This window comes from Micromonospora sp. AMSO1212t (genome assembly GCF_008868145.1).
Taxonomy (GTDB): domain Bacteria; phylum Actinomycetota; class Actinomycetes; order Mycobacteriales; family Micromonosporaceae; genus Micromonospora; species Micromonospora tulbaghiae.
On record NZ_WBKS01000028.1, the window covers coordinates 22745 to 39347 of the forward strand.

General features: G+C 73.2%; 16 protein-coding genes. 9 read left to right on the top strand and 7 right to left on the bottom strand.

All coding sequences use genetic code 11. The annotated features are described in order from the left end of the window. Nucleotides 1-30 precede the first annotated feature (30 nt). Entirely contained in the window at nt 31-1044 is a 1014-nt protein-coding gene (gene ilvC, locus F8279_RS10430; RefSeq protein WP_091419355.1) for a ketol-acid reductoisomerase, read from the top strand. 315 nt (nt 1045-1359) lie between these two features. Next, the gene (gene serA / locus F8279_RS10435; protein WP_091419358.1) at nt 1360-2958 is read left to right on the top strand and encodes a phosphoglycerate dehydrogenase; all 1599 of its coding nucleotides are present in this window, start codon (nt 1360-1362) and stop codon (nt 2956-2958) included. 61 nt (nt 2959-3019) lie between these two features. Here the strand turns inward: serA and F8279_RS10440 are convergent, their stop codons facing one another. Both F8279_RS10440 and F8279_RS10445 read right to left on the bottom strand, forming a co-directional pair. Next, nucleotides 3020-3376: a hypothetical protein gene (locus F8279_RS10440; protein WP_175438698.1), complete on the bottom strand. Its 357-nt coding sequence runs from the start codon at nt 3374-3376 to the stop codon at nt 3020-3022. A 310-nt stretch (nt 3377-3686) separates the two neighbouring features. Further along, nucleotides 3687-4559, bottom strand: a complete 873-nt coding sequence (locus F8279_RS10445; protein WP_091419363.1) for an FAD:protein FMN transferase — start codon at nt 4557-4559, stop codon at nt 3687-3689. A gap of 218 nt (nt 4560-4777) precedes the next feature. Here F8279_RS10445 and F8279_RS10450 point away from each other — a divergent pair, with 218 nt between their 5' ends. Continuing rightward, a complete protein-coding gene (locus F8279_RS10450; RefSeq protein ID WP_151499808.1) occupies nt 4778-5809 on the top strand; it encodes a 3-isopropylmalate dehydrogenase in 1032 nt (343 codons plus the stop codon). A 188-nt stretch (nt 5810-5997) separates the two neighbouring features. Then, a complete protein-coding gene (locus F8279_RS10455) occupies nt 5998-7092 on the top strand; it encodes a branched-chain amino acid aminotransferase (RefSeq protein ID WP_091419369.1) in 1095 nt (364 codons plus the stop codon). 37 nt (nt 7093-7129) lie between these two features. Here the strand turns inward: F8279_RS10455 and F8279_RS10460 are convergent, their stop codons facing one another. The 4 genes from F8279_RS10460 to F8279_RS10475 all read right to left on the bottom strand — a co-directional run bounded on the left by F8279_RS10460 (nt 7130) and on the right by F8279_RS10475 (nt 9689). Beyond that, nucleotides 7130-7885: a tyrosine-protein phosphatase gene (locus F8279_RS10460; protein WP_091419372.1), complete on the bottom strand. Its 756-nt coding sequence runs from the start codon at nt 7883-7885 to the stop codon at nt 7130-7132. Between the two features lie 51 nt (nt 7886-7936). After that, nucleotides 7937-8401, bottom strand: a complete 465-nt coding sequence (locus tag F8279_RS10465; protein ID WP_091419374.1) for a hypothetical protein — start codon at nt 8399-8401, stop codon at nt 7937-7939. Nucleotides 8402-8596: 195 nt separating this feature from the next. Further along, nucleotides 8597-9127 (bottom strand): carboxymuconolactone decarboxylase family protein, encoded by a 531-nt coding sequence (locus F8279_RS10470; RefSeq protein ID WP_091419376.1) that lies wholly within the window; start codon nt 9125-9127, stop codon nt 8597-8599. A gap of 1 nt (nt 9128) precedes the next feature. Beyond that, nucleotides 9129-9689: a peroxiredoxin gene (locus F8279_RS10475; protein WP_091419379.1), complete on the bottom strand. Its 561-nt coding sequence runs from the start codon at nt 9687-9689 to the stop codon at nt 9129-9131. A 314-nt stretch (nt 9690-10003) separates the two neighbouring features. Here F8279_RS10475 and cimA point away from each other — a divergent pair, with 314 nt between their 5' ends. Continuing rightward, nucleotides 10004-11602, top strand: coding sequence for a citramalate synthase (gene cimA / locus F8279_RS10480; protein WP_151499809.1), 1599 nt, complete (start codon nt 10004-10006; stop codon nt 11600-11602). Nucleotide 11603: 1 nt separating this feature from the next. Here cimA and F8279_RS10485 read toward each other — a convergent pair whose 3' ends face one another. After that, the gene (locus tag F8279_RS10485) at nt 11604-12599 is read right to left on the bottom strand and encodes an endonuclease/exonuclease/phosphatase family protein (protein ID WP_192580671.1); all 996 of its coding nucleotides are present in this window, start codon (nt 12597-12599) and stop codon (nt 11604-11606) included. A 278-nt stretch (nt 12600-12877) separates the two neighbouring features. Between F8279_RS10485 and F8279_RS10490 the strand changes: the two genes are divergently transcribed. The 4 genes from F8279_RS10490 (at nt 12878) to F8279_RS10505 (ending at nt 16595) form a co-directional block, all read left to right on the top strand. After that, the gene (locus F8279_RS10490; protein ID WP_091419385.1) at nt 12878-13399 is read left to right on the top strand and encodes a hypothetical protein; all 522 of its coding nucleotides are present in this window, start codon (nt 12878-12880) and stop codon (nt 13397-13399) included. Nucleotides 13400-13591: 192 nt separating this feature from the next. Beyond that, on the top strand, nt 13592-14641 hold the full coding sequence (locus F8279_RS10495; protein WP_091419387.1) for a MoxR family ATPase: 1050 nt from the start codon (nt 13592-13594) through the stop codon (nt 14639-14641). Then, nucleotides 14638-15639: a DUF58 domain-containing protein gene (locus F8279_RS10500; protein ID WP_151499810.1), complete on the top strand. Its 1002-nt coding sequence runs from the start codon at nt 14638-14640 to the stop codon at nt 15637-15639. The genes F8279_RS10495 and F8279_RS10500 overlap by 4 nt, the downstream gene beginning before the upstream one ends. Continuing rightward, nucleotides 15636-16595, top strand: coding sequence for a VWA domain-containing protein (locus F8279_RS10505; RefSeq protein WP_091419392.1), 960 nt, complete (start codon nt 15636-15638; stop codon nt 16593-16595). Before F8279_RS10500 ends, F8279_RS10505 begins: the two co-directional genes overlap by 4 nt. Nucleotides 16596-16603: the final 8 nt, after the last annotated feature.

The following is a 16603-nucleotide window of genomic DNA, read 5'->3' on the forward strand; positions in this document are numbered from 1 at the left end:
GACGGGCACCGCCGTACGAAAGGGAAGTCAATGAGCGTTGAGGTGTTCTACGACGACGACGCCGACCTGGGCCTGATCCAGGGCCGCAAGGTCGCCGTGATCGGGTACGGCAGCCAGGGCCACGCGCACGCGCTGTCGCTGCGCGACTCCGGCGTCGACGTGGTGATCGGTCTGCCCGCCGGGTCGAAGAGCCGGCCGAAGGCCGAGGAGCAGGGCCTGCGGGTGCTCACGCCCGCCGAGGCGGCGGCCGAGGCCGACGTGATCATGATCCTGGCGCCGGACACGGCGCAGCGTGGTCTCTACGCCGAGGCCATCGCGCCGAACCTGACCGCGGGCAAGGCGCTGTTCTTCGGGCACGGCTTCAACATCCGGTACGGCCTGATCAAGCCCCCGGCCGACGTGGACGTGGCGATGGTCGCCCCGAAGGGCCCCGGTCACCTGGTCCGGCGCCAGTACGTCGACGGCAAGGGCGTGCCCTGCCTGGTCGCGGTCGAGCAGGACCCCAGCGGCAACGCGTTCGGCCTGGCCCTGGCCTACGCCAAGGCGATCGGCGGCACCCGGGCCGGCGCGATCCGGACCACGTTCACCGAGGAGACCGAGACCGACCTGTTCGGCGAGCAGGCGGTGCTGTGCGGTGGCGCGGCGGCGCTGGTGCAGACCGGTTTCGAGGTGCTCACCGAGGCCGGCTACGCGCCCGAGGTGGCCTACTTCGAGTGCCTGCACGAGCTGAAGCTCATCGTCGACCTGATGTACGAGGGCGGCATCGCCCGGATGCGCTACAGCATCTCCGACACCGCCGAGTACGGCGACCTGTCCCGCGGCCCGCGCGTCATCGACTCGCGGGTCAAGGAGGAGATGCGCAAGATCCTCGGCGAGATCCAGTCCGGCGAGTTCGCCCGCGAGTGGGTGGCCGAGGACGAGGCCGGCCGGCCGAACTTCGCCAAGTGGCGGGCCGAGGGCGCGGCGCACCCGATCGAGGAGACCGGGCAGAAGCTGCGGGCCATGATGAGCTGGGTCGACCGGCCGATCACCGAGACCGCCTGAGCCTCCCCAAGTGCGGCCCGCGACCCGACGCTCTCCCCGGCGTCGGGCCGCGGGCCGCAGTCCGTTCACGTCCTGGGACACGGTGAGTAACGCCTCGTCCCGTACCGCCCCCGGTGAACGGGGGATGACAGGCGTGCGACGGGCCTGTGTGAGGGCCCTCACCCCGCAGTCCGGGACACGCCGGGCGGGCGGCCCCCTACCATCCTTGGTGTGGTGCCCGAGCGCACCCGACGGCCGTGGCACGGATCGGCGCAGGGCGCAGCGCGGCGTCCCGGCGCCCCAGGCCGAACCATTACCGAGCGTCTACGAGGACCGATGAATCCTGTCGTACTGATCGCCGAAGAACTCGCCCCCGCCGCCATTGAGGTGCTCGCGCACGACTTCGACGTGCGCCACGTGGACGGCACCGACCGCCCCGCTCTGCTCTCCGCCCTCTCCGAGGCCGACGCGGTGATCGTACGCAGCGCCACCCAGATCGACGCCGAGGCGATCGCCGCCGCGCCGCGGCTGAAGGTGGTCGCCCGGGCCGGCGTCGGCCTGGACAACGTCGAGGTGCCGGCCGCCACCGCGCGTGGCGTCATGGTCGTCAACGCGCCCACCTCGAACATCGTCTCCGCCGCCGAGCAGGCCGTCGCGCTGCTGCTCGCGGTCGCCCGCAACACCGCCAGCGCCAGCGCCGCGCTCAAGGCGGGGGAGTGGAAGCGGTCCAAGTACACCGGCGTCGAGATCCAGGGCAAGACCGTGGGCGTGGTCGGCCTCGGCCGCATCGGCGTGCTCTTCGCGCAGCGCATCGCCGCGTTCGGCACCCGGCTGATCGCGTACGACCCGTACATCCAGCCGGCCCGCGCCGCGCAGCTCGGCGTCCGCCTGGTCGGGCTGGAGGAGCTGCTGCGGGAGAGCGACTTCATCTCGATCCACCTGCCGAAGACGCCGGAGACGGTCGGCCTGATCGGCGAGAAGGAGCTGGCGATCGTCAAGCCGGGCGTCCGGATCGTCAACGCCGCCCGCGGCGGTCTGGTCGACGAGCAGGCGCTCGCCGACGCGATCGCGGAGGGCAGGGTCGCCGGCGCCGGCGTCGACGTGTACGCCAAGGAGCCGTGCACCTCCTCGCCGCTGTTCGCCTTCGACAACGTGGTGGCCACCCCGCACCTGGGCGCCTCCACCAACGAGGCGCAGGACAAGGCCGGTCTCGCGGTGGCCAAGAGCGTCAAGCTCGCGCTCCAGGGCGAGTTCGTCCCGGACGCGGTGAACGTGCAGGCCGGCGGCGTGGTCGCCGAGGACGTCCGCCCGCTGCTGCCGCTGGCCGAGCGGCTGGGTCGGGCGTTCACCGCCCTGGCCGGCGGGGTGGCCGCCAGCGTCACCGTCGAGGTGCGCGGTGAGATCGCCGCCCACGACGTGTCGGTGCTCAAGCTCGCCGCGACCAAGGGCCTGTTCAGCTCCGTGGTGGAGGAGCAGGTCACCTACGTCAACGCGCCGCACCTGGCCGCCGAGCGGGGCGTCGAGGTCACGCTCGCCACGCCGGGCGAGAGCGTCGACCACCCGAACCTGGTGACCGTGCGCGGGGCGCTGCCGGACGGGCGCACCGTCCGCGTCTCCGGCACCGTGGCGCACACCGGCACCCGGGACGTGTTCAAGCTGACCGAGGTGGACGGTTTCGACGTGGAGATCGGCGCGGAGGGCATCCTGGTCTTCCTGCGCTACGCCGACCGGCCCGGCGTGGTCGGCACCGTCGGCACGCTGCTCGGCGAGGCCGGCGTCAACATCGCCGCCATGCAGGTGGCCCGCCGCGAGGCCGGTGGCGAGACGCTGATGACGCTCACCGTCGACCAGGCGCTCGGCGCCGACCTGCTGACCTCAGCCGCCGACTCGATCGGCGCGGTCGCGGCCAGCGCGGCCGACCTGCGCGACGTGTAGTCCGAACAGGACACATCGGGGCCCGGCCGGATGCGGCCGGGCCCTTCGTCGTCCCGGTGGGTCAGGAACGGACGCGGGCCGGTGGCGGGTAGACCGAGCCGTCCTGCGCGTCGAAGAGCATCAGGTCGTGCTCGCCGGCCAGCCGCTCGATGTCCAGCAGGACCTGGTCCGGGCAGGCCGGATACAGGTTCATCTCGATGTGGTCGGCGGCCGTGTGCAGCGGCGCCACCTCCCACGGCGTACCGGGCCGGGCCGGGCGGTCCGGGTAGCTCGCCGTGATCGCCCGGTAGAAGGCGACGAGTCGCGGGTCGGGGTGCTGCTTGCCGTGCCAGCCGTCGCGGCACTGCTGCACGGCCGCCCGTACCTGCTCCGGTGTCGCCCCGTTCGGCAGGGCCCACACGCTCAGATCGAAACTCACGGCGGACAGCGTGCCATCCCGGGCCCGGCCCGTCACCTCTGCCCCACCGTGCGTTCACCGCTGATTGCCGACATCGTTCACCCGGCGTCCGCTGTGGAGACTCTTGCGTCGAGTTGCGTCGATTCGCTAGCGTACCGGTGCGGTTTCCGCTGAGTCGATCCCCGGCCCGTCTTCGGGTGGCGCGGTCGGGCGCCCGGCCCCTCGGCCCGCACCCCTCGATTGCGCGAGCCACGCGCACTCGTCGCTGACCGGCCCTCACGGTCGTTGCCGAGACCGTGGGGGCCGATCGCGCTCCGCGCCGAGCAGCAGGTCAGCGCCGGTGGTGCGCGAACAGGGGGCGGTAGTCCGCGTCGTGGCGGAACCAGGCCAGCCCCGCCGGTCCGGCGGCGTACAGGGCGGTGGCGTAGGCGTCGGCGACTGCGAGGTTCGGGCCGAGCACGGTGGCGGCCACCAGCCGGTCGGTCGGCTCGCCGGTGTGCGGGTCGACGACGTGTCCCCGCCGGCCGGTGACGCCGGAGGTACCGACCGCGCCCGTCGTCATCTCCAGCACCACCGGTGTCCGGCGGGTTTCGGTGGGATGGTGCACCGCGACGCGCCACGGCCCGCCGTGCGCCGCGTGTCCGCGTACCGTCAGGTCGGCGCCGCTGAGCACGGCGTAGTCGTGGATGCCGGCGGCGCGCAACCGCGCCGCGGCCCGCTCCACCGCCCAGCCACCGAGCAGGCCGCCCGGGTCGAAGCCGCCGGGCACGGCCCAGGCGTCGAACCAGCCGTCGGTGGCCGCACGCATCGCGGCGCAGAGGTCGATCAGGTCGGCCAGCGGGGGGTACGAGTCGGGGCTGATCTCGTCGCGGCGCAGCCGGGAGACGAGGCTGTCCGGCCGGTTCGGGCCGTAGGTGAGGTCGACGGCGCGCAGCTCGGCGACGGCGTCGCGCAGCGCCTCGCTCACGGCCCGGTGGCCGAACCACTCCGGCGCGTTGAGCAGCATGGTGTAGTCGGCGGTCGAGGTGGTGACGGTGTGGCGGACGCTGATCCGGCCGGACGCGGCGGCGCCGGACCGCTCGACGCGGTGGTTCGTGGCACCCAGATGCAGGTCCAGGCGGGCCGGGCGGAACGCGGACTGGTCGACCCAGCGGGTACGTGGCTGTTCGTCCGCCCAGTGGGTCCGCCGGTGCTCGATCCGCATGACACCTGCCCCCTCGATGGTCGCCGCCGCGTCGCGGCGGTGCCGGATTCCGGGCCCCCGTCGGCCCGTGACCCCGACCCTAAGCAGTGGAGATGACCGCACCATGAGTGTCGGCTGGGAGCCTCCTGTGATTCACCGTCCCGGATGTTGGAAGATTCGTACCGGGGGCCGGGACGGCGACGTACGGTTGCGCCTAACGACGAGACGAGGAGCCTCAGGTGGCACACATCGCGGTGGTGGCCGGCGACGGCATCGGACCCGAGGTGGTCGCGCAGGCCCGCAAGGTCCTCGACGCGGTGGTGCCCGGCATCGAGGCCACCGAGTACGACCTGGGCGCGGCGCGCTATCACCGTACCGGTGAGGTGCTGCCCGACTCCGTCCTCGACGAGCTGGCCGGTCACGACGCCATCCTGCTCGGCGCGGTGGGCGACCCGACCGTGCCGCCGGGTGTGCTGGAGCGCGGTCTGCTGCTCAAGCTCCGGTTCGCCTTCGACCAGTACGTCAACCTGCGCCCGTCCCGGCTCTGGCCCGGTGTGGCCGGTCCGCTGGCCGCGGTCAAGCCCGGCGAGGTCGACCTCGTGGTGGTCCGTGAGGGCACCGAAGGGTTGTACGCGGGCGCCGGCGGCGCGCTGCACCGGGACACCCCGGCCGAGGTGGCCACCGAGGAGAGCCTGAACACCCGGCACGGCGTCGAGCGGGTGATCCGCGACGCGTTCGCCCGCGCCGCCCGCCGGGAGCGGCGCAAGGTCACGCTCGTGCACAAGACCAACGTGCTCACCCACGCCGGGTCGCTCTGGGCGCGCGCCTTCGCCGCGGTGGCCGCCGAGCACCCGGACGTGACCACGGAATACCAGCACATCGACGCAGCCGCGATGTTCCTGGTGACGAACCCGTCGCGGTACGACGTGGTGGTCACCGACAACCTCTTCGGCGACATCCTCACCGACATCGCCGCCGCCGTGACCGGTGGCATCGGGCTGGCGGCCAGCGGCTGCATCAACCCCGAGGGGCGCTACCCGTCGATGTTCGAGCCGGTGCACGGCTCGGCGCCGGACATCGCCGGCCAGGGCGTCGCCGACCCGGTCGCCGCCGTGCTGTCCGCCGCGCTGCTGCTGGACCAGCTCGGCCACCCCGACGCCGCCGCCCGGGTCACCGCCGCGGTCGGCACCGAGCTGGCCGGGCGTACGCCGGGGGCGCCGCTGCGCACCGAGGAAGTCGGCGACCGGCTCGCCGCGCTCTCCGTAGCCTGACCGGGCCGACCTTCCTGGCGGCCCGGTACCGGGCCGCCAGACCCGTCACCGGGCCCACCCGACCGTCCGGCGCGTCGCATCCGCCGGGGCGGAGCTATCCGCTGAACGACCGTTCGGGGTAAGTTTCTGGCACCAGTGACGTCGGCGTGCGATCCCGCATGCCGTCAACCCGCAGGGAGGTCAGCGCGATGAGCGGTGGTGACATGCTCGATTTCGAGATCCGTCCGAATCCCGCGCCGGTATCCGCCGCCGACCGGGCCGCCCTGCTGGCGAACCCGGGCTTCGGCCGGGTGTTCACCGATCACATGGTCACCATCCGCTACGCCGAGGGCAAGGGCTGGTACGACGCCCGCCTGGAGGCGCGGGCGCCGATCCCGATGGACCCGGCCGCGGCGGTGCTGCACTACGCGCAGGAGATCTTCGAAGGACTGAAGGCGTACCGCACCGGTGACGCGGTGACGATGTTCCGCCCGGAGGCCAACGCGGCCCGGTTCAACGCGTCCGCCCGCCGGCTGGCGATGCCGGAGCTGCCGGAGCAGACGTTCGTGGAGTCGCTGCGCAGCCTGGTCGAGATCGACCAGGCGTGGATCCCCGAGCACGAGGACGCCAGCCTCTACCTGCGTCCGTTCATGTTCGCCAGCGAGGTCTTCCTCGGTGTCCGGCCGGCGAACGAGTACCTCTACTGCGTGATCGCCTCGCCGGCCGGCGCGTACTTCGCCGGTGGCGTGAAGCCGGTGACGGTGTGGGTCTCGCCGGACTACACCCGGGCCGCACCCGGCGGCACCGGCGCGGCCAAGTGCGGCGGCAACTACGCCGCCTCGCTGGCGGCCCAGGCCGAGGCGATCGAGGCCGGGTGCGACCAGGTGGTGTTCCTGGACGCGGTGCAGCGGCGGTACGTCGACGAGCTGGGCGGCATGAACGTCTTCTTCGTCTACGACGACGGCAGCATCGTCACCCCGCCGCTGGGCGGCACGATCCTGCCGGGCATCACCCGCGACGCGATCCTCGCGCTGGCCGCCGAGGCCGGGCACGAGGTGCGGGAGGGGCCGGTCAGCTTCGCCGACTGGCAGGCGGACGCGGCGAGCGGGCGGCTGCGCGAGGTGTTCGCGTGCGGCACCGCCGCCGTGATCACCCCGATCGGCGGCGTGCGCTTCCCGGACGGCGAGTTCCTCATCGGCGGGGGCGAGCCGGGCCGGACCACCATGGCCCTGCGCCAGACGCTGGTGGACATCCAGCGCGGCCGCGCCGCCGACCCCCACGGCTGGGTGACCCGGGTCCTCTGACGGCCCGCACGCGGTGATCAAGGAGTTCGGTCCTTGATCACCGCTGGGCGGGCTCGTCCAGGAGGTGGGTGCGGAGGGACTCCAGCTGCGCCTCGGTGACGCCGGCGTGGGTCAGGTAGCCCTCGACGGAGCCGTAGCCGCCGCGCAGCTCGGCGAGGAACAGTTCCATCGCCTCGGCCGGGGAGGCCAGGAACGGCGGCGGCGGTTCCTCCGCGTCCGGCAGCGTGGCGCGTACCCACTCGGCGAAGCGCTGCGACGCGGCGCTGCTGAGGGCGTAGTCGGCGACCACGTCCTCGTCGGGCACCCCGAGCACCGCCAGCGTGAGCGCGCAGACGATGCCGGTGCGGTCCTTGCCGGCGACGCAGTGCACCACCACCGGGGCGTTGGCGCTGTCCGCGATCAACCCGACCGCCTCGGCGAGCCCGGCCGTGCCGGTCCGCGCCAGGTCGGCGTAGCGGTCGGCCAGGTAGCGGGCCAGGCTGACGCCGGAGGAGTCGAACCGGTTCGCGGCCCAGTCGGCGTGCTCGGGGTGGATGTGCCGGTAGGTCAGGCCGTCGTAGTCGGGCACCCGCCCGTCGCGTTCCACCTCGGACGGCCGGCGCAGGTCGATCACGGTACGGATGCCGAGCGCGGTGAACGCCGTCCGGTCGGTGTCGTCGATGCGGTGCAGCGAGTCGGAGCGGTAGAGCCGGCCGCGGCGGACGGTGCGCCCGTCGCGAGCGGCGTATCCGCCGACGTCGCGGAAGTTGAACAGGGCGGGGAAGGGGCTCTCCGGGGCGTCCACAGCTGACACGGTAACGGCCGGCGGGGCGTCAGCACGTCCCCGCCGGCCGTCGCCGAGGTGTCAGATGCGCGGCGGTACGTCCGGCGGCAGCGCCGAGTGGTTCTCGCCGTAGTAGCCGCCCAGCCGGTCCCGGTAGCCCGGGTCGGCGTGGCTGGACTCGTCGTACTCCGGGGCGGCCTTGATCTGGTCCTTCTCCCGGTCGACGTGCACGGTGCGGGCGTCGTGGTCGACGTGGTTCACGGTCCCGGCCGGGAGCATCACCTTCTTGCCGAAGACCCACGGCCCGGTGTCCACGACCAGGTAGCTGTCGTCCACCTCGTGGCTCGCCCGGTCGATCTTGCCGATGGCGCCGTCGGTGGCCTCGACCTTGTAGCCGGTCAGGTCGGCGCTCGCCACGCCCGCCTCGTCGCGGTAGCGCCACGGGTCGAAGGCGCCCGCCGGAGCGCCGCCGGCGACCGTGCCCCGGCCGTCGTCGAGGATCGGCTCGGTGCCGCCGTGCGTGGCGCGCGGGTCCAGTCCGTCCATGTGCCGCCTCCCGTCCCGAGGGCCGCGGCTGTCGCGGCGCCGTCATCAGTCGGGAGGGTTACCCACGCTGTCCGGGGGCCAACCGCCGAAGGGCCGGCGGACGGCCCGCAGACGCCGAGGCCGGCGCCACGCTGGTGACGCCGGCCCCTCGGGTCGTCGGCCCGCGCGGCGCCGGTCGGGCGCGCGGAGGGTGGATCAGGCCAGTGCGGCCTCCGCGTCCAGGGTCACCGCGGCGGCGTGTACGACGGCGGCGATCCGCAGCCCCTCGTGCACCTGCTCACGACTGAACCCGGCGGCGCGCAGCGTCTTCTCGTGCGACTCCAGGCAGACGCCGCAGCCGGTGATCGCCGAGACGGCGAGGCACCACAGCTCGAAGTCGGTCTTCTCCACGCCGGGGCGGGCGATGATCTGCATCCGCAGGCGGGCCGGCAGCGACGCGTACTGCTCGTCGCCGATCAGGTGCTTGGCCCGGTAGTAGACGTTGTTCATCGCCATGACCGCCGCCGCGCCCTTGGCCGCCTGGACCGCCTCGGGCGTGAGGTGACCGGCCGCCTCGGCGGCGATCTCCCGCAGCACCACCGGGTTGCGGGCCGCCACCGCGCAGGCCAGGGCGGTGCCCCACGCCTGCTCCGGCTTCAGCGTCGAGGTGGTGATGGTGGAGCCGAGGTTGAGCCGGATGTCCTTGGCGTACTCGGGCAGACCTGCCTTGATCACGTCCAGGCCCATGTCAGGCCCCGGCGCCGGCGAGGAGCGCGTTGGCGTCGAGCGTCGCGCCGCCGGAGTTCCAGTTGCACGGGCACAGCTCGTCGGTCTGGAGCGCGTCGAGCACCCGCAGCACCTCGGAGACGTTGCGGCCGACCGAACCGGCGGTCACCATGGCGAACTGGATCTCGTTGTTCGGGTCCACGATGAAGGTGGCCCGCTGCGCGACACCGTCGGAGCCGAGCACGCCGCAGGCGGAGGTCAGCTCACGCTTGATGTCGCTGAGCATCGGGAAGGGCAGCTCGCGCAGGTCCGGGTGGTCCTTGCGCCAGGCGTAGTGGACGAACTCGTTGTCGACGGAGACGCCGAGCACCTGGGCGTCCCGGTCGGCGAACTCGCCGTTGAGGCGGCCGAACTCGGCGATCTCGGTCGGGCAGATGAAGGTGAAGTCCTTCGGCCAGAAGAACACGACGCGCCACTGGCCCTCGTGGGACTTGTGGTTGATCGTCTCGAACGCCTTGTCGGCGTCGAGCGACACGCAGGCGGTGAGTTCGTACTCGGGGAAGTGGTCACCGACAGTGAGCACGGGTCCTCCTTGAGCGTGGCCCGGCAGCACCGCCGGGCCAGTAACTGGATCTGTTCAAGATTCTTCCGTAGCCCCGTTTGCGCTCGTGGCGGGCGTGCCCGGGTGTGAAGACGATCACCGGGCGGGTCGTCGTCCCGGAATATGGGTTACGCCTCCCAAAACCGGGGGCGGGGTGGCAGAGTACGGGTCGTGACCAGCTTCGTCCTGATCATTAGCAGCTAGCGCGCCGGCCCTTCCCTCGCCGAGCGCGCAGACCTCCCGCATCCGCGGGGGGTCTTTTTGTTTGCTCCCCAGGGCACGAGAAGAGGACTCCGATGACGTTCCAGGTATACGACACGACGCTGCGCGACGGCGCGCAGCGCGAAGGGCTCACGTACTCGGTGGTCGACAAGCTGGCGGTGGCCCGCCTGCTGGACGACCTCGGAGTCGGCTTCATCGAGGGCGGCTGGCCGGGCGCGGTGCCCAAGGACACCGAGTTCTTCCGCCGCGCCCGTACCGAGTTGGAGCTGCGGCACGCGATCCTGGTCGCCTTCGGCGCCACCCGCAAGGCCGGCCTCGCGGTCGAGGACGACCCGCAGGTGCGCGGCCTGCTCGACGCGCAGACCCCGGCCGTGGCCCTGGTCGCCAAGGCGGACCTGCGGCACGTGGAGCGGGCGCTGCGCACCACCGCCGAGGAGAACCTCGCGATGATCCGCGACACCGTCTCGTACCTGGTGGCGCAGGGCCGGCGCGTCTTCGTCGACGGGGAGCACTGCTACGACGGGTTCCGCTTCGACCCGGGCTACACCTCCGCCGTGGCGGAGACCGCACTGGCCGCCGGCGCCGAGCGGTTCGTGCTCTGCGACACCAACGGCGGCATGCTGCCCTCCCAGGTCACCGCCGTGATCGAGGGACTGGTGGCGCGGACCGGGATCGCGCCGGAACGGCTCGGCATGCACGCGCAGAACGACACCGCCTGCGCGGTCGCGAACACGATCGCCGCGGTCGAGGCGGGCGTCCGGCACGTGCAGGGCACCGCCAACGGGTACGGCGAGCGCCCCGGCAACGCCGACATCTTCGCGATCGTCGCCAACCTCCAGCTCAAGCTGGGCATGCCCGTCCTACCGGAGGGCTGCCTGGAACAGATGGTGCGGGTCTCGCACGCCATCGCCGAGATCGCCAACATCGCCCCCGACACCCACCAGGCCTACGTCGGGGCCGCCGCCTTCGCTCACAAGGCCGGGCTGCACGCGAGCGCGATCAAGGTCGACCCGTTGCTCTACAACCACGTGGAACCCACTGTGGTGGGCAACGACATGCGGATCCTGGTGACCGAGATGGCCGGCCGGGCCAGCATCGAGCTCAAGAGCCGTGAGCTCGGTCTGGACCTGGCCGGCCATCCGGACACCCTGTCCCGGGTCACCGGGCGCGTGAAGGAACTGGAGGCCGACGGCTGGTCGTTCGAGGCCGCCGACGCCTCGTTCGAGCTGCTGGTCCGCTCCGAGCTGCCGGGCGCCGCGCCGGTCCGGCCGTTCGCGCTGGAGTCGTACCGGGTGATCGTCGAGCACCGCGAGGACGGCGCCGTGGTCTCCGAGGCCACAGTGAAGATTCGCGTACGAGGCGAGCGGGTGATCGCCACCGCCGAGGGCAACGGCCCGGTCAACGCGCTGGACGAGGCTCTGCGGGTGGGTCTGGCCCGCCACTACCCGGAGCTGCGCGAGTTCGAGCTGGCCGACTACAAGGTGCGCATCCTGGAGGGCAGCCACGGCACCGGCGCGGTCACGCGCGTGCTCGTGGAGACGGCCGGCGTCGGCCGCGACTGGACCACTGTGGGCGTGCACCCGAACGTGGTCGAGGCGAGCTGGCACGCCCTGGTCGACGCGCTCACCTACGGCCTGGACCGGGCCCGGGTGCCGGGCGGGACGGCGGCCTGACTCAGCCGGCGGGCAGGCGCAGCTCGGCCAGCAGCGCGCGGTGGTCGCTGCCCGGCACCGGGTGGGTGCCGGCGGCGTGCACCGCGATGCGCCGGTCCACGAGCACGTGGTCGATGGCGACCGGCGGGATCGGGTCGCCGTCGTACGGGCCCCAGGTGCCGCCGAACCCGGCCCCGGCCGCATCCGCCGCGTCGGTGTAGCCGGTGGCGATCAGGCGGCGCAGCGCCGCGTGGTCGAGCGTGGCGTTGAAGTCACCGGCCAGCACGCTCAGCCCGCCGTCCGGGGTGGCCGGTGGCTGGGCGCGCTGGTCGGTCCACCAGTCCGGCACCACGTCCGGGGCGTACGGCGCGGCCGGGTGCGCCGACTCCACCCGCAGCGACGGCGCCCCCGGCACCGTCACCGTCGCGTACGCCTGGGTGAAGAAGAAGCCCTGGTTGCGCCGGTGACCGGCATCGCGCAGCGGGTGCCGGGCGTACACGCCGGAGCCGGTCGAGCCGACCTCGGGGCTCAGCGACCGGTGCGGCAGCAGCGTGGCCAGGCCGAGCCGGTCCAGCTCGGCCGCGAGCGCCGGGGTGAGTTCCTGCACCGTGAGCACGTCCACCCGCTGATCGCGGACCAGGCCGACCAGCGCCGCCGGGTCGGCCGAGCCGAGGCGCAGGTTGGCGGTGAGCAGCCGCAGCGTCGGCCCGGCGGCGGCGGCGGGCCGGTCGCCGGGAATCGCGCGGGGCGCCACCGCGACGATCAGCGCCACCGCGGCGAGGGCCGCGACCACCGCCGGGGCGCGGCGCCGCAGGGCGAGCGCCGCCACCGCCACGACCGGGGCCACGGCGGCGACGTACGGCGTGAACGCGAACGCCAGCACCAGCGGACCGCGTTCCAGTCCGGTCAGGCGTACCAGCGCCCACGCGGCGACCGGCGCGACCGCGAGCCAGCACGCGACGGTGGCCGGGCGGCCGCCCCGGGTGCCGGCCCGGGGCAGTGGCGGCAGGGTGATCATGATGGTGAGGCTACCCGGAGCCGGGCGGACGCGACGTCCTCCGAAACAATTTCGCGAATTGTTCCTCGCAATTTTGGGGCAACTTCGAGGATCGGTCGGACACGCAATAACACTATTGACCACCTGCATTTTACGGTGCTAGGTTCCACCTGGTTGAGACGTCGCGACTCTCTGTAGTAAGGCCAGCTCACGAGCGATGCGCTCCCGGCGGATACCCGATGATCCGCAATTTGACGCGCGCAGTCGCCGTATCACCACGGCCCACAAAGGGAGAACTCATGGCCACATTCTTCAAGCGAAAGGCGACGGTGGTGGCGCTCGCCGCGCTGTCGCTCAGCCTGGCCGGTGGCGGGATCGCCGCGGCCGCCCAGCCGGAGGCGAAGCCACAGCCCGGCGTCCGGCACTCCACGGCGCAGCCGCCGGTGACCGCCGTCGAGCGGCAGGCCGCCCGGACCGCGATGCGGGCCACCCTGGCCCCACCGGCCGCCGGCCAGGTCGCCTGGGCCGTCGTGGCGGCCAACGGGACGCTGTTGCAGCACTCCGGCAACGTGGTGTCCTCGTTCCGGTTCACCCCGGGCACCGGCGTGTCCGCCGGGCAGTACCAGGTGCTGCTGGACTACAACGTGTCCGCCAAGGCGTACGTGGCGACCATCGGCACGAACGACACGGCGAACGTGCCGCCCGCCGGTGAGGTGTCGGTCGCGCCTCGCACGCTGACCCCGAACGCGGTCTTCGTGCAGACCCGCAACTCCACCGGTGGCGCCGCCGACCGGCCGTTCCACCTGGTCATCGCCAACTGACCCGTCCGGCCCCGCACCGGTCCCCGCTCCGGCGGGGACCGGTGTCGTGTTCCGTGCCGGTCCGGCCGGTGCCGCGCCGGTTCGTGCCGTTCCCGCCCGATCGGGGAGATGGTGCCCGTCCGTTGAGGGAACGGCCGCCCAGGGGCCGATAATCCGACGTTTGTCGGCGGTCCGGCACGGGAAGCAAGCACCGTGACGGACATCTCGGACACCCCGGCCAGCGTGCTCAGCCCGGTCGACGCCGACGCGAGCGGCGTCGAGCTGGAACAGACCCTCGCCGAGGTCAGACGCGTGATCGTCGGGCAGGATCGGCTCGTCGACCGCCTGCTCACCGCTCTGATCGCCGACGGGCACTGCCTGCTGGAGGGCGTACCGGGAGTGGCCAAGACGCTGGCGGCGCAGACGCTCGCCACAGTGGTCGGCGGCACGTTCTCCCGGATCCAGTTCACCCCCGACCTGGTCCCCTCCGACATCGTCGGCACCCGCATCTACCGCGCCTCGACCGAGCAGTTCGACGTGGAGCTGGGGCCGATCATGGCGAACCTGGTGCTCGCCGACGAGATCAACCGGGCCCCGGCCAAGGTGCAGTCGGCGCTGCTCGAGGCGATGGCCGAGCGGCAGGTCTCCATCGCCGGCCGGAGCTGGCCGGTGCCGGACCCGTTCCTGGTCCTGGCCACCCAGAACCCGATCGAGTCCGAGGGCGTCTACCAGCTCCCCGAGGCGCAGCGCGACCGCTTCCTGATGAAGGTCGTGGTCGACTACCCGAGCGACGCCGACGAACTGGCCATCCTCTACCGGATGAGCGCCGAACGCCCCACCGCGTGTACCGTGCTCGACCCGGCCCGGCTGCGCGAACTCCAGCGCCGCGCCACCGACGTGTTCGTCCACCACGCGCTCGCCGAGTACGTGGTCCGCCTCATCCTCGCCACCCGCGACCCGGAACGCTTCGGCCTGCCCGACGTCGCGCCCCTGCTGGCGTACGGTGCCAGCCCCCGGGCCACGCTCGGCCTGGTGGCCGCCGCCCGCGCCCAGGCGCTCGTCCACGGCCGGGACTACGTGCTCCCCGAGGACATCCGGGAACTGGCGGTGGACGTGCTGGCGCACCGGCTCGTGCTCTCCTTCGACGCGATCGCCGACGGGATCTCCGGCGAGGACGTGGTGCGCCGCGTGATCGAGGCGGTACCGCCACCCCGGCTGGTGAACGGGCCCACGGAGACGATGAACGACCTGGCGGCGGCATGACCGGCGCGGCCGAACCCGGGCTCGCCGATCTCGCCCCGGACCAGCGGCTGCGCCGGCTGGAGCTGACAGTGACCCGACGGCTCGACGGCCTGCTGCACGGCCGGTACCGCGGCCTGCTGCCCGGACCCGGCAGCGAGGCGGCCGGCGGCCGCGAGTACCGCCCCGGCGAGGACGAGGTACGCCGGATGGACTGGGCGGTCACCGCCCGGACCACAGTTCCGCACGTACGCGAGGTCGACGCGGACCGCGAACTGACCACCTGGCTGCTCGTCGACGCCAGTCCCAGCATGGAGTACGGGACGTCCACGCTGGACAAACGGGAACTGGCGGTGGCCGCCGTGGCCGCGATCGGCTTCCTCACCGCCGGGGTCGGCAACCGGCTCGGCGCCCAGGTGCTCACGCCGGACGGGCTGCGCCGGTTCCCGGCCCGCAGCGGGCGTACCCATCTGCTCGGGCTGCTCCGCGCGCTGCTCGGCGCCCCGCGTACCGGAGACGGGCCGGACTCCGACGGCGCGGGACCGCGGGACGCGACGCCCGGCCTTGCCGAAGGGCTGGACGGTCTCCAGCGCGTCGCCACCCGGCGCGGGCTCGTGGTGATCGTCTCCGACTTCCTCGACGAGCTGCCCGACGACCCGGACGCCGCGCCGCCCCCGTGGGCCGCGGCGCTGCGCCGCCTCGCGGTGCGGCACCAGGTGCTCGCGGTCGAGGTGACCGACCCGCGCGAGCTGGAACTGCCCGACGTCGGCCTGGTCACGCTCGTCGACCCGGAGAGCGGCCGGCACCGCGAGGTGTGGACCGGCGACCCGGGCCTGCGCGAGCGGTACGCGCGCGCCGCCGCCGAGCAGCGCGACCAGGTGCGCCGCACGCTGCGCCGGGCCGGCGCGACCCATCTGGCGCTGTGCACCGATCGGGACTGGTGCGCGGACGTCGTCCGGTACGTGCACGAGCAGCGCCGGCTGGCCACGGTGCCGGCCGCCGCCCGCGGAGGTGTCGCATGACCTGGCAGTCACCCGCCCGCCTCTGGCTGCTGCTCGCCGTCGTCGCCCTGGTCGCCGGCTACCTGGTGCTGCAACGGCGGCAGAGCAGGTACGCGGTGCGCTTCACCAACCTGCGCCTGCTGGACCGGGTCGCCCCGCGCCGCCCGGCCTGGCGGCGGCACGTCCCGGCGGGCCTGTTCCTCGCCATGCTGGCGCTGCTGGTGGTCGGGTTCGCCCGGCCCGAGGCGGAGGTGCGGGTGCCCCGGGAACGGGCCACCGTGATGGTCGCGGTGGACGTCTCCACCTCGATGCTCGCCGGTGACGTGGACCCGGACCGGTTGAGCGCGGCCAAGGAGGCGGGCCGGCGGTTCGTCGACGGGCTGCCGGACGAGTTCAACGTCGGCCTCGTCGCGTTCGCCGGCAGCGCGGCGGTGCTGGTGCCGCCGAGCACCGACCGGGAGGCGCTGCACGACGGCATCGGGCGGCTCGCCGAGGGCATCACCGGTGTGCAGGGCACCGCCATCGGCGAGGCGATCAGCACGTCGCTCGGCGCGGTCAAGAGCCTGGACGCCACCGCCGCCAAGGATCCGCCGCCGGCCCGGATCATCATCCTCTCCGACGGCGCGAACACCTCCGGCATGGACCCGATGGAGGCCGCCGACCAGGCGGTCGCCGCGAAGGTGCCGGTGCACACCATCTCCTTCGGCACGCCCGGCGGCTCGGTGGACCGGGGCGGCCGGGCGATCCAGGTGCCGGTGGACGGCCAGACGCTGCGGGCGGTCGCCGAGCAGACCGGCGGCGGCTTCCACGAGGCGTCCACCACCGCGGAGCTGAAGGACGTCTACGAGGACATCGGCACCTCGGTCGGCTACCGCACCGAACGGCAGGACATCTCGGCCCGCTTCATCGGCCTCGGGCTGGTCCTGGCGATGGGCGCCGCCGCCGGCTCGCTGCGGTGGTTCTCCCGGCTGCCCTGACCCCGCAC

Coding starts and splice junctions, on each gene's coding strand:
- ilvC (WP_091419355.1), top strand. CDS start 31: ATGAGCGTTGAGGTGTTCTACGACGACGACGCCGACCTGGGCCTGATC.
- serA (WP_091419358.1), top strand. CDS start 1,360: ATGAATCCTGTCGTACTGATCGCCGAAGAACTCGCCCCCGCCGCCATT.
- F8279_RS10445 (WP_091419363.1), bottom strand. CDS start 4,559: ATGCGGATCGAGCACCGGCGGACCCACTGGGCGGACGAACAGCCACGT.
- F8279_RS10455 (WP_091419369.1), top strand. CDS start 5,998: ATGAGCGGTGGTGACATGCTCGATTTCGAGATCCGTCCGAATCCCGCG.
- F8279_RS10465 (WP_091419374.1), bottom strand. CDS start 8,401: ATGGACGGACTGGACCCGCGCGCCACGCACGGCGGCACCGAGCCGATC.
- F8279_RS10470 (WP_091419376.1), bottom strand. CDS start 9,127: ATGGGCCTGGACGTGATCAAGGCAGGTCTGCCCGAGTACGCCAAGGAC.
- cimA (WP_151499809.1), top strand. CDS start 10,004: ATGACGTTCCAGGTATACGACACGACGCTGCGCGACGGCGCGCAGCGC.
- F8279_RS10485 (WP_192580671.1), bottom strand. CDS start 12,599: ATGATCACCCTGCCGCCACTGCCCCGGGCCGGCACCCGGGGCGGCCGC.
- F8279_RS10490 (WP_091419385.1), top strand. CDS start 12,878: ATGGCCACATTCTTCAAGCGAAAGGCGACGGTGGTGGCGCTCGCCGCG.
- F8279_RS10500 (WP_151499810.1), top strand. CDS start 14,638: ATGACCGGCGCGGCCGAACCCGGGCTCGCCGATCTCGCCCCGGACCAG.
- F8279_RS10505 (WP_091419392.1), top strand. CDS start 15,636: ATGACCTGGCAGTCACCCGCCCGCCTCTGGCTGCTGCTCGCCGTCGTC.